Here is a 12527-nt window from a genome sequence, read left to right as displayed (position 1 = left end):
CTTTGCGCCATGCTCACCTCCCCTTGTTGAAGGAGATGATACCACAAAAAGAGGCTATTGTCAACCATAAATTAATATCTTGAACTATAGTTCAACAACCTTAATCGTCGGACAGTCTCACAGACACCATATTATTTTTGTGAAGTACTTGATTTACAATAACTTACAAAGCAAATCACTATTTCTTTTTATGAAATGAAGTTTAAAGAACATGTGTATTTTCAACTTCTTGTCCTTAAACCGAAGCAAGGAATATTGGAACAGACGCCTTATTTTTATTAACTCTCATCATTTTTCCCTTTTAAAAAACGAGAATGGAATTTATAAACTATGGCTAGACATAGGCTTACGGAGATAAATATGGTGTCTGTCCCCATATTTGGACAAGTGGCGGATGCGGGGGTTGACAAGCAGGTTAGGTTTGTTGTTCTGACTTGTCAGGCGGCGGGTTGTCTATCTGGCGGATGGATTGTTCGACTTCTGCATTGATATCTTTAATGTCGGGCATGTCGGGAGGCGGCTCGATTGATTTCTTGACGCTGTCGATGGTCTCGCGATAGTATGCGTCGATCTCTTTAGTGGGCAGGAGGTCCTCTTTCGTTAATTCGTTGAACTGTTCACGCACCTCATCCATGGCACCTCGCAGGTCGCGGACCAATTTTGCCAGGTTGCGGGCCAGCTCGGGCATTCTTTCGGGGCCGAAGACGATGAGGGCTACGATGAGGATGACCAGTAATTCGACGGGACCTATGCCGATCATGTCGCTCGCTCACTCCTTTCCAGGAAAGATGACACCCAGATACTGACTTCGTAAAGCACCAGCAGCGGAACAGCCAGCAGCATTTGCGAGATCACATCGGGCGGAGTGAGGATGGCGGCCATGATGAAGATGCCGACCATCATATATTTGCGGTTTTTGCGGAGCCCCTCGACTGAAACGACGCCCACCCGCACGAGAACAATCAGGATGATGGGAAGCTGGAAGCCGAGTCCGAACCCGATAATAAATCTAAAGATCTTGTCGATGTACATTTTAAGTGAAAATGTCTGTTCGACGCCCGTGGAAAAGAACCCCGCCAATTGCGGGATCAGCATGGGCAAAATGAACATGTACGAGAAGATGATGCCGCCGTAGAGCAGGAAAACGCCGCAGACGAGCCCCCCCACGATCACCTTTTTCTCGTTCGGTCTGAGAGCGGGAAGACAGAACATCATGATCTGGTACACCAGGAACGGCAATCCGAAGAACAAGCCGGTATAGCCGGCGATTCTCAGGGATGCGAAGAAAGGCTCGAACAGATCAAAGGCATGAAGCGGGATGGTGGTGCCCAGCGGTTTCTTTATGACGTAGAGGATCTGGGAGCGAAAAATATAGCCGATGATCGAGAATACCGCGATCGCGGCCAAACCCTTCACCAAGCGGATCCTCAACTCCGCCAAATGTTGGGTGAAGGTCATCTTTACGTCGTTCATTTAATTTTGCCGGCTTCTTTCTCTTCACTCGCGTTTTCTTCTTTCGGGCTGACCGAATTTTTGTCTCCTTCGGGTTCGCCTTTCATGCTGTCTCGAAAATCGCGGATAGCCGTTCCCATCGATTTCCCGATACCGCTGATCTTGCTCGTCCCGAAGACAAGCATTACTATCACCATGACTATTAACAGTTCCTGCCAACCGATCATATGTATTCACCTCCCGCTCCGGGATTGACATCTTTTTAAGTATCAGGCCGGCGCATCGCCGACGCTTGAATTCTTATAAAATTTTACCATGTCCCCATATAATTTGCAAACTTACGCGCATCCGTTGACTTACGGCGGAATCGGAGCACCGCGCATTGGGCAAAACGTCTGTCGGAAACGATCAAATCGGCGCCAATTGAATTTTTTGCAGGAATGGAGTAGAATATGCCGACCTGTGCGTTCACGGTAAGTCCAGCGGCCAGAATTAATTAGAGGCGAGGAAGGTTTGCAATGATCGGGAAGAAGATACGACTCGAGAGGATCATCGACAGAAATTCCGGCAGAAGCGTGATTGTGCCGATGGATCATGGCACAACGATGGGTCCAATCCAGGGGCTGGTCAATATGCGGGTGACCATCGATAAGATTGTCGAGGGTGGAGCAAATGCCATCATTATTCATAAAGGCATCGTCGGCGCGGGTCACCGCGGAAGCGGCAAGGATGTGGGTTTGATCATCCATCTCTCCGCCAATACTTCAATGAGTCCCGATCCGAACACCAAAGTCCCCGTCTGCTCGGTCGAAGAAGCGATACAACTCGGAGCCGATGCCGTGAGCATACATATTAACCTTGGAGCGGAGAAGGATATCGAGATGCTTGAGTTCTTTGGCTCGATCTCACGTTCGTGCGCCCATTGGGGCATGCCGCTGCTCGCCATGCTGTACACGCGGGGCAAGAAAATAGAAAGCGAATATGACGTAAAATATGTCAAGCATGCTGCCCGCGTGGGGGCGGAACTCGGCGCCGACATCGTAAAATGCAACTACACCGGCAGCATTGAGTCTTTCAAGGAGGTAGTTGAGGGATGTCCCGTGCCTGTCGTCATTGCGGGCGGGGAAAAGATGGAGACCGAAGCCCAGCTTCTGACGATGGTGGAAGATGCACTGAAGGCAGGCGCGGCGGGCGTATCCATTGGACGAAACGCCTTTCAGCACAAGCGCCCCGAGAAAATTGTCGAGGCCATCGGCAAGATTGTTCATGAAGGGGTTACCGCCAAAGAAGCCAGGAAAGTGCTGGAGAAGTAGGATATGAAAAAAGTCTGGGTGAACGCCGACCCGTGGAACAAGCAACTTGTCATTCGCGCCCTTGAATCGGGCGCTGATGCCGTCATCGTTCCCAAGGGGCATTCCCCGAGAGTCAAAGAGCTGGGACTGATTCCCACCGTCGCCGAAGACGGCGATATGAAACTGGGAGAGGATATCATCCTGATTGAAATCAATTCCAAAGCCGATGAGCAACGCGCCGCCAGGAGTCCGAAAGACAAACTGCTCATCCTCCGCATGAAGGATTGGACCATCATCCCGATCGAAAATATTATCGCGCAGCGAGGTGGTTTGTTTGTCGAAGTGCATGATTCGGAAACGGCGAAAACCGCTGTCGGGATTCTTGAAAAAGGCGCCGACGGAGTTGTTCTGACCACCACGGATTTGAATGAAGTGGGGAAGACGGTCGAGGTAATCCACGGCATTCTTCCTCGCATCGAGATGGAGACGGCGACGGTCGCGGAGACCCGGATGCTCGGGATGGGTGATCGCGTGTGCATCGACACGTGCTCGCACATGAGGCCCGGCCAGGGAATGCTCATCGGGAATTCGAGCGATGTCTTCTTTCTCGTCCAGTCCGAGTCCGAGGAGAACCCGTATGTTGCGGCCAGACCATTCCGGGTGAATGCCGGTCCCGTGCACGCCTATCTCCTTTCCACGGATGGAGCTACCCGATATCTCTCCGAACTGCAAACCGGCGACGAGGTGATGCTGGTCGATCATTCGGGGGCCTCACAAGTAGCCAATGTGGGGCGCTGCAAAATCGAGCGGCGGCCGCTTTTGCTCGTGGTTGCAGAAATCTCGGGACAGCGGGCATCGGTTATCCTGCAAAACGCAGAGACAATTCGTCTCGTTCAGCCGAACGGAAAATCAGTCTCAGTCGCCTCCTTGCAGAAGGGGACCCAGTTGCTTGTTCACCGCGAAAAAGGGGGGCGGCACTTCGGAATGAAAATCGAAGAAACTCTGCAGGAGAAGTGAACCCTGCTCTTCCCGTTATTTGCCTAGCTTCAGCCGCGACCCCATGAATTAGCATGCTGTCGAGACAGTTTTGATTTGCCCTTTTCCTCCTCTCCCGATTTCCACGATGACTCAGCATCGGAATGTGGGCGCCGTACAGCCTAAGTGTGCGTGGCGCTGCCGTTTCTTGAACGCACTATAGCATCGTGGTATAATCCGAAAGGGTGGCTGGAGAGTCAAGAGTGTGCAGTTTATTGCAGGAAAAAAGGAGAGACTCGACAAGTTGCTGGTCGAGTTGAATGTAGTTGCAACTCGCGCCAAGGCAAGGGCTTTGATCCTTGGCGGATCGGTCAAAATCGACTCAAACATTGCCGACAAGGCGGGTGCGGTCGTGAAACCGGGAAGCGTCCTCGAAGTATCGGAAAAAAGCGAGTTTGTCAGTCGCGGCGGCGAAAAACTCAAGAGCGCGCTCGACCATTTTCACCCTGACCTCGACGGCAAAATAGCGCTCGATGTCGGCGCCTCGACGGGCGGTTTCACGGATTGCCTCTTGAAGTACGGCGCGCGGAAAGTGTATGCCGTTGATGTCGGGTACGGTCAGCTTGCGTGGGAATTGCGAAATGATCCGCGCATCGTGGTACTGGAGCGGACGAACGCGCGCAACCTGCAAAGGGACATGTTCGAGGAGCCACCTCAGTTTGCCGTAATCGATGTCTCCTTTATTTCACTCACTCTGGTGTTGCCGGCGACGGCCGCGGTGCTGTCTGCCGACGGTGAAATTATGGCCCTGATCAAACCCCAATTCGAGGCCGGGCGCGAACACGTGGGCAAAGGCGGAGTCGTGCGAGACGACGCCGTCCACCGCCGCGTGATTCAGAAGATCAGCGATTTCGCGGCCGACTCGGGCCTGCTCTCGCGAGGAGTGATCGAGTCGCCGCTGCTCGGGCCCGCGGGAAACAAGGAGTTTTTTATCTATCTGGCGAAGCCCATCGGTTGAGGAGGAGCGAATGGTCCGATGCCCGAAATGTCGGGAATTGATGCGGCAGCAAGACACGGTAGGCCATTATGGGACTGTGCTCCAGTTGTACCAGTGCAATGCCTGCATGGGAATTTGGGTCGATCGCGACGTGGCCTTCGCTCTCAGCCGCGATTCGGCACTCGAGGTTGAATCCGACGTCGAGCTTGACGAAATCGTCACAGAGCCGAGAGACACAGCTCTCTTTTGTCCGCGCTGCGAGATTTATCTCACCGAGCAAGAGGGCATGAATCTGCCGCAAGGGCTGCATATCGACTATTGCCCCGGCTGCCATGGTTTCTGGTTTGATAAAGGCGAATTGATGATTTACAAGACGTACCTCGAAGAAAAGCGCATTCAGAACAAAGAACGGATGCGACAAAGCGAGGCGAAAAAGAAGGAGGACCGCCGCCGAAAGGATGGACTGAAGAAGACGCTTGAGCTCGGCGGGACCACATTTGGGGCCGGATATCATCCCGGTATCACGCTTGCCCGTCAGCTCATAAACCTGTGGCGATTCCTTCGGTAACCATGGAAAAGAAGAAGATCAAAAGCGTAGGCATTATCGTAAATCCAACCAAGACCGGCTCATTTCCGCTGATCGAGCAGGTTGTCGATTGGCTGCGGCGCCGGGGACTCGAGGTTCTTATGGACGCCTCGGTATCCGGCATGTTGGACTTGCCTCTCGAATACAAACAGAGCCGCGAACTGCCGCGTCTTGTCGACTTCATCATCGCATTTGGAGGCGACGGCACCATGCTCAGCGTCGCCAAACAGATGAACGGGTGCAGCACGCCGCTGATCGGCGTGAAAGTGGGCGGTCTTGGATTTCTCACCGGAGTCACCGAGACCGAAGTCTTCACCACACTCGAGGAGGTGCTGCAGGGCCTGCACCGGATCGAGGAACGCATGATGCTGGACTGCACGGTGATCCATTCCGACGGCTCGATCCATCGCGAGCAGGTAGCCCTGAACGACGTCGTCATACAGCGGGATGCTCTGGAAAGGATGCTGATGCTGGAGACGTACGTGGATGAGGAGTTTCTTGCCACCTACGCCTGTGACGGGTTGATCATTTCGACTCCGACCGGCTCGACGGCGCATTCGCTCTCAGCCGGCGGCCCCATTATCTATCCGGAAGCCGAGGCAATTGTTATTACACCCATCTGCCCTCACATGCTGACCAATCGTCCGCTGGTGCTCTCTTCAAACCAGGTGACGAGAGTTGTCATCGCCTCTGAACATGCCTCGCCGGGGTTGATGATCGACGGCCAGATAGCGGTCGAGCTGCACCAGTGGGATCAGGTGATTATCAAGAAATCGCCCCATACAATCCGCCTGGCCGCCTCGGCAAATAAAAGCTATTTTGAAGTGCTGAGGAACAAATTGAACTGGGGACGCAGATAGTCATGTTGAACATGCTTCACATTCGGAATTTCGCGCTGATCGACGATCTGATAATCCCTTGGAAGCCCGGCTTGAATGTGTTGACCGGTGAAACCGGCGCGGGCAAATCCATCATTATCGATGCAATGAATCTTCTTCTCGGCCAGAGAGCGAGCGCCGGCGTCATCCGGCGGGGGTCATCGTCGGCGGAGATCGAGGCCGCATTTGACATTTGCGCCTGTTTCAAGACAAAAGAAGTCATAGAATCGATGGAGTTGGACGCCTCGAACGACGAGCTTTTGTTCAGGAGGATTATTACGGCCGACGGCAAGAGCAAGTGCTTCCTCAACGGCTCGCTCGTGACGCTGAACCTGCTCGAGACTGTCGGCGAGAGCCTGGTGGACATGCACGGCCAGCACGAGCACCAGTCGTTGATCAACCCGAAGAAACATCTGGCGCTGCTCGATGAATTCGCCGGGCTCGGCGCCGATGCGACCATGATGCGGCAGCGCTATGGCGATTTGAAGCAGCGGATAGCCACGCTGGAACGCATCATAGCGCAGGAATCCCATCGCAACCAGCGCGTCGCAGAATTGAGGGAAGAACTGAAGCTGATCGAGCAGGCCGGACTGACACGCGGCGAAGACGAGGAGATAAAGACGCGGCGAAGCGTCATCGCCAACTCTGAAAACATTCACCGCCTCATCGGCGAGAGCTACGATATGCTGGCCGGCGGCGAGAAGAATCCGCAGCCGATTGCGGGAACGTGGGATGCTCTCATGCATGCTCTGCAGGAAGTCGGACGGATCGATCATGGTTTTGCTCAATCGTTGCGGGAATACGAAGACATTCGCTACAAGTTGGCGGAGCTTTCCTCGCTGTTGCAGGATTACCTGAGCCGTCTTGAATATGATCCCGCCGAACTCGACGCCCTTGAAAGCCGGCTACAGACGATATCGAAACTGAAGCGTCGCTACCGGTGCGAATCGTTGGATGCGCTCCTCGATCTCGCCGAAGACATGCAGTCGGAACTGGATCGTCTTACCGGTTCGTCCTCTGAAAAAAATCGGTTGAGCGAAGAAATTCAATTGGTGAGCGAACAAGCGGGCAAGCTGGCGATGGTTCTGTCGCAAAAGCGGATTGAGGCGGCGAATCGGCTGGAAAGAAACGTGCAGGCGCACCTGCGCGAGCTTGGCATGGATAAAGCCAGATTTCTCGTTTCGGTGCAGCAAGAGGAGGCGCCCAACGGGCTGGTGACATATAAGGGAAAGACTTGGAAAACCAGCAGTTGGGGCATTGATACAGTTGAATTTCTCATGTCGGCGAACGTAGGGGAGCCGCCGAAACCGTTGGCTGCGATCGCATCAGGCGGCGAAATCTCGCGCATCATGCTCGCTCTTCGGACGATTCTTGCCGAGACCGACAAGGTGCCGGTCGTTATCTTTGACGAAATTGATGCCGGCGTGGGCGCCAGCATGGGGATGCGCATAGCTGAAAAGTTGAGTACGGTCGCGGCCTCGCGCCAGGTTATCTGCATCACGCACTTGCCACAAATCGCCGCGATGGCGCATAATCATGTTGTAGTCGATAAGCTGGTGGCGGGCGGCCGAACGCGCACCGAAATCAGCTTTCCACAAGGAGAAAAACGCATCCGGGAGATTGCCAGGATGCTGGGCGGCGATGCCACCGGAAACATATCATTAAAGCACGCGCAGGAATTGTTGGCGCTCTCCCGAAAATCAATATGAGATGGTCGCCGCTCTTGGTGCTTCCCCTGCTTGCAGCCGCATTCTTCTGTCTCTCGTCTCATGCAGCCGGTCAGGAGGACTTGCAGTACGAAATCCTCTCGTTCCGCCTTTCCGGAATCATCATTTCGGCGGGCGCGGGCGATATGAATGGTGACGGGCAGGCGGACTTGCTGCTCTTCAGCAAACCATCCAAAGAATCCCGAGATAAGTCCTGCAGCGTTTATCTGCAACAAGATGGAAAATTCGCCCTTCATCCAAATTTCGAAATGCACCTCGGCGAGCAGGCGAGTGGAGTTCAGCTCGATGATATCGACCTTGATGGGAAGAATGATCTGCTCTCTTTCGACGGCGACGGCGTGATGCTGTTCAAGGTAAGCGGCTCAAATGTGGTCAATTCGAGGAGGATTCTGTTACACCGCTCCCTCTTACCGCCAACCAGCAGGTTTGTCGCTTCCGTGAACTGGATCGCCGACCTGAATGCCGACGGAAGGAAGGACCTTTTGGTTCCAGTGGTCGAGGGGATGCGCCTTTTTGTACAGGATGAAGCTTTCCGCTTCGCCGAAGACCGAACGTTCGAGTTTCCGGTCAACGGTTCGTTCCGGCAGCAGGGGGACCAGCAATCGATCGGTTACGGGCTCCCGGCAATCGCGCTGTCCGACTTCGATAGCGACGGGCGGATCGATCTCGGCGCGTTCGATCTCGAGCGCATGGACTTCTTCCTCTCAAACGGCTCCTCTTCGCTGGACCGTCACGAAAGCAGTCCGCTTTTGCGCAAGTTCACCAAGGATTTTATCGGTGCCTCCAGTTTCATGGACCTCAATGCCGATGTCATTCCCGATGCGGTGCTCGTTCTGGTCTCGCAGATGAAGAATCTGGAAAGTGAAGTGCAGATCTATTTCGGCGCCGAGGATTTCACTTACAAGGACAGCCCGGACCAGGTGCTCGCGGCGGATTCAAGTCTTGTCCTCCCCGTTTTCCTTGATGCTACCGGCGACGGCAAATTGGAAGTCCTGCTGCACGACATCGACGTCGGCATTGGCTTCTTCATTAATTATTTCATCCGCAACCGCATCCGGGTGGAGACGGAACTGCGGAGAATAGGGGAGGACGGCCGGTACGGCGAACGACCGGTGGTTACGAGAGCAATATATATTCCGGCCAGCGAGGATGGGACTGAGCCGGCACGAGCGGCCGGCGATTTTAACGGAGACGGGTTGGACGATTTCGTGGTGGGCACATCCGAGAACCGCCTCTCTTTCTTCTTGACCAACATGGACGACGTCCTTCCGCGCGAACCCTCCGCCGGACTTGAAGTCCCCGCTTATGGAAGCATGTCCCTACTCAATCTGAACGACGACAACCGCGATGATCTGGTGATCCTTTACACTAACGATGAAAGAGAGGGCCTCGCGGTCGTTCTCGTCTCGAAATGAAATTCGGTCAACGCAGCGGCCGGAGTTACAGCGAATCCCAGAAAGCGCGGACTTCGGCGGCGGCATCGCTCGCGATAAGCTCTTCTATCGAATACCTGTACCAGTCGCGCGGCAGAAGGGAGTTGTACGCCGGCGTCGCATACCGCCTTCCGATAAGAATGATGAAACCGATATCGTCGGCGCTCCGAATCAGGCGCCCGGCCGACTGGATGACCCTCATCATGCCGGGATACAGGTACGCGTACTGGAATCCGGCCGAGTACTTTTCATCGAAATGAGCTTTGAGCAACTCGTTCTCCAGCGAGAGTTCCGGCAGGCCCACTCCGACAATGAAGATCCCATCGAGCAAATTATCGGAGTAATCCACCCCCTCGGCCAGCGAGCCGCCCTGGACTGCCAGAATCAAGTTCGTCGACCGGCGCTCGCGAAGCACCCTCACCATTTCGACTATGTCGCTCTTCTGCAGCGTCTCTTTTTGAATGACAAGGTTCCCGCAGAAATCTTGCAGGTGTGTTGCGATAAGGCGCAGATACGCATAGCTCGGGAAGAAGGCGGCATAGTTGCCCGGCTTGATCACCGATATTTCCTGAAGTATGTGCGCTACGCCGGGAGCGGTGCGCGTCCGGTCTCGATATGTTGTGGAAACATTGGGCACGATCACGATTTTCCTGTTCTCGCGGTGGAACGGAGACGGGAAACTTGCCGCAATCGTTTCGTCGGCAGGAAAACCCAGCACATCCTGAAAGAAGCGATGCGGCTCCAGGGTGGCCGAAACGGCAATTACGCTGAAAAAGGAATTAATGATCTTTCCGATCTGCAGGGAAGGATCAAGGCATACCTGCTTTAAGAGCGCGGCGGTCGAATCAAAAAGGAATGCGAAATCGCCTTCGAGAGCGGACATGGTGCAGAAGGTGTCGATGTCTGTCAGACATCGGGCGAGCGGATCTTCCCCGGTCTCCATCCCAGCGCGAAGACGCGCAAGAAAATAATCCGAAAGGATCTCCTTCGTCCGGCCGCCGATAGCGCGGAAGAAATTCTTATCGATCTCGACAATGAATTGATTCTGCCGTTCGGACGGGCGTGCACCGCCGATCTCACTCACATATGTTTTCACCTCGTCAAGCAGGGACAAAACTCCATCCGGGGCAACATGACTTTCTCCGGCCGCTCGGCTGGCTTCCTGCATATCCTCAACGCTGATGGACGGCGAGAAATACCCTCTGGCCCGCGAATACAGATTGTGCGCCTCGTCTATGATCAGAATCCATCCTCTCCGATTTTTCGGCGGCAGCAACCTGCGCAACGAACTTTTCGGATCGAAAACGTAATTGTAGTCTCCCACAATGAAATCGGCGTTCGATGCCGCCTGCAGGGAAAGCTCGAACGGACACGTATCGTTTTCGCGAGCAACCCTAATTACATCCTCCGGCAAAATCAATTGCTGTTGCAGCAGAGCTTTCACCGCCGCCTGATTCGATCTTGCAGAATACTCCTGCGAATACCTGCAAAGATGCTCCTCGCAGGAGAAAAGCTCATTCGGGCAAAGCTTCTCTTTGGCCATTAGAAAGAGAGCTGAAATCTGCGCGTCGGGCGGCAAGATCAACCTGAGCGTGGTGGCTACGATCTCCTGATGCGAACTTTTGCCGCTTGCCCAGAATATGCGCAAATCGTTCTCCAGCGCGAAACGAAGCGCCGGCGCGAGCACCGCAGCGGTCTTTCCCACCCCCGTCGGCGCGCTCAGGAGAAGATTGTTTCGCGTCTCCAGCGCGTTCCGTACCGACGCGGCCGCCTCCTCCTGGTATCGGCGCGCCTCCTCATGGGGAAAACCTATCCTCTTTGCCAGCGAACGGCGGTAATCCTTTCTCGCCGTTGACTGTTCGTGCTCACGTACTACTCCAAGAAGAACGGAACGTATCAGCAGATATACCGCCCCCAAGTCGTATGTTACCGGAATTCTTGCTATCGAGCCATCCATCAGGCTCACCACTACCAATTCCCCGTGCAGATTCTTATAACCGGAACATTCAAGCAGGTACAGATAAAGCCGGAGTTGATCACGGAACGAGGGTAGGCTATCCTCCGTCGCAGCTTCGAGTGTTTGCCCGGGCGCGGCAACGGTTTTGATTTCCTGAACGATTGTTTTGTCGGCCGCCTCCACGATCAGATCGATACGTCCCGTGATAACTGCAGAATATTCTCCAAGTGCAAGTGAATGCGACACATGCACCTCGGTTGAACGCTTGTTAAGGGCGGCCTCGCCGTACAGGCGCTTATGCGCCTGCTGACCCCAATGAGCCGCAAATTGGGAGCTGCCTGTCCGAAATGTCTCCGACGGGTTTATCAGCCGAACCAGGTCGCCAACGCCCATTTGGATAGTTCGGGTGGAGTCATCTATTCGAATTGTCATGATGAAATTCCGCTTGACTTTCGCCTTTCTTTCGCCTAGTATAGTATCAATATAGACGTTGCCGCGTCAATTGAGGAGTATATCTTATGGCCGCTCTCACGAGAAGACAAAAAGAAGTATTCGACTATATCGCTTTATTTGTTTCGCAGAATGGGTATTCGCCGAGCTTGGAGGAAATCGGCGCTGCATTGGGAATGTCGTCGGTCGCGACGGTTCACAAGCATGTTGCACAGTTGCGGCGGAAGGGGCTCATCCGGCACGAATCAAACAAAAAACGAAGTCTGGAGGTAGAGTCGGAGGATTTTTCGGGGGGTGTTGTGGAACTGCCGCTGCTTGGATTTATTGCGGCTGGCGCACCGATTGAGGCCGTCGAGAATCGCGAGTCAATAGCGGTTCCGTCAGAGTTGGTTCCGAAGACGCCGCTCAGAAAATTTGTTCTGCGGGTGAAAGGCAGCTCGATGATTGACGATCACATCATGGATGGCGACTTTGTAATTGTGGTCGAGGGGCAATCACCCAACAATGGGCAAACGGTCGTTGCGCTGCTCGACGGCGAGAATGCAACACTGAAGAAGTATTATCGTGAAAAAGATGCGATCCGCCTTCAGCCGGCAAACGAATCGATGCAGCCGATCATCGTGAAGAATCGCGACGTGCGTGTCCAGGGGATAGTGGTCGGCTTGATGAGAAGGTACTGAAGCGGGCGCGGCGATTGGAGGGTTGTCTCGGACTGAAGGAAATCGGCGGATTACTTTAAGATAACCGGATTGGGAAGGTAAAGGAGCCATTGGTATGAGC

The 12527-nt window shown here is 54.1% G+C and carries 12 protein-coding genes; 8 read left to right on the top strand and 4 right to left on the bottom strand.

The window, feature by feature from the left end; genetic code table 11:
- Window positions 1–415 precede the first annotated feature (415 nt).
- Genes tatB through C4520_21135 form a run of 3 tightly spaced genes read right to left on the bottom strand, consistent with a single transcriptional unit; the run spans window position 416 to window position 1679 of the window.
- Window positions 416–760, bottom strand: coding sequence for a twin-arginine translocase subunit TatB (tatB, locus tag C4520_21145; GenBank protein RJP14852.1), 345 nt, complete (start codon window positions 758–760; stop codon window positions 416–418).
- A complete protein-coding gene (gene tatC, locus C4520_21140) occupies window positions 757–1473 on the bottom strand; it encodes a twin-arginine translocase subunit TatC (GenBank protein RJP14851.1) in 717 nt (238 codons plus the stop codon). The genes tatB and tatC overlap by 4 nt, the downstream gene beginning before the upstream one ends.
- The gene (locus C4520_21135; GenBank protein RJP14850.1) at window positions 1470–1679 is read right to left on the bottom strand and encodes a twin-arginine translocase TatA/TatE family subunit; all 210 of its coding nucleotides are present in this window, start codon (window positions 1677–1679) and stop codon (window positions 1470–1472) included. The genes tatC and C4520_21135 overlap by 4 nt, the downstream gene beginning before the upstream one ends.
- 291 nt (window positions 1680–1970) lie before the next feature.
- Between C4520_21135 and C4520_21130 the strand changes: the two genes are divergently transcribed.
- The 7 genes from C4520_21130 (at window position 1971) to C4520_21100 (ending at window position 9322) form a co-directional block, all read left to right on the top strand.
- Window positions 1971–2765, top strand: coding sequence for a fructose-bisphosphate aldolase (locus C4520_21130; GenBank protein ID RJP14849.1), 795 nt, complete (start codon window positions 1971–1973; stop codon window positions 2763–2765).
- A 3-nt stretch (window positions 2766–2768) separates the two neighbouring features.
- Complete coding sequence (locus C4520_21125) at window positions 2769–3761, top strand: 3-dehydroquinate synthase II (protein ID RJP14848.1); 993 nt, start codon at window positions 2769–2771, stop codon at window positions 3759–3761.
- A 223-nt stretch (window positions 3762–3984) separates the two neighbouring features.
- A complete protein-coding gene (locus tag C4520_21120) occupies window positions 3985–4737 on the top strand; it encodes a TlyA family RNA methyltransferase (GenBank protein RJP14847.1) in 753 nt (250 codons plus the stop codon).
- A 10-nt stretch (window positions 4738–4747) separates the two neighbouring features.
- Window positions 4748–5284 carry a hypothetical protein gene (locus C4520_21115; protein ID RJP14846.1) on the top strand — a complete coding sequence of 179 codons (537 nt, stop codon included), beginning with the start codon at window positions 4748–4750 and terminating at the stop codon, window positions 5282–5284.
- A gap of 2 nt (window positions 5285–5286) precedes the next feature.
- Window positions 5287–6162 (top strand): NAD(+)/NADH kinase, encoded by an 876-nt coding sequence (locus C4520_21110; GenBank protein RJP14845.1) that lies wholly within the window; start codon window positions 5287–5289, stop codon window positions 6160–6162.
- Between the two features lie 2 nt (window positions 6163–6164).
- Entirely contained in the window at window positions 6165–7889 is a 1725-nt protein-coding gene (recN, locus tag C4520_21105) for a DNA repair protein RecN (protein RJP14844.1), read from the top strand.
- Complete coding sequence (locus tag C4520_21100) at window positions 7886–9322, top strand: hypothetical protein (protein RJP14843.1); 1437 nt, start codon at window positions 7886–7888, stop codon at window positions 9320–9322. Before recN ends, C4520_21100 begins: the two co-directional genes overlap by 4 nt.
- Window positions 9323–9347: 25 nt before the next feature.
- On the opposite strand, the gene C4520_21095 is transcribed toward C4520_21100, so the two are convergent.
- Window positions 9348–11729, bottom strand: a complete 2382-nt coding sequence (locus C4520_21095; protein RJP14842.1) for a hypothetical protein — start codon at window positions 11727–11729, stop codon at window positions 9348–9350.
- A gap of 86 nt (window positions 11730–11815) precedes the next feature.
- On the opposite strand from C4520_21095, the gene lexA reads away from it, so the two are divergent.
- A complete protein-coding gene (lexA, locus tag C4520_21090; GenBank protein ID RJP14841.1) occupies window positions 11816–12427 on the top strand; it encodes a transcriptional repressor LexA in 612 nt (203 codons plus the stop codon).
- The last annotated feature ends 100 nt before the right edge of the window (window positions 12428–12527 follow it).

The sequence above is a fragment of the Candidatus Abyssobacteria bacterium SURF_5 genome (genome assembly GCA_003598085.1).
GTDB lineage: Bacteria > Abyssobacteria > SURF-5 > SURF-5 > SURF-5 > SURF-5.
Note: the sequence above shows the minus strand (reverse complement) of the source record. Positions and strands in the feature narration are given on the sequence as shown.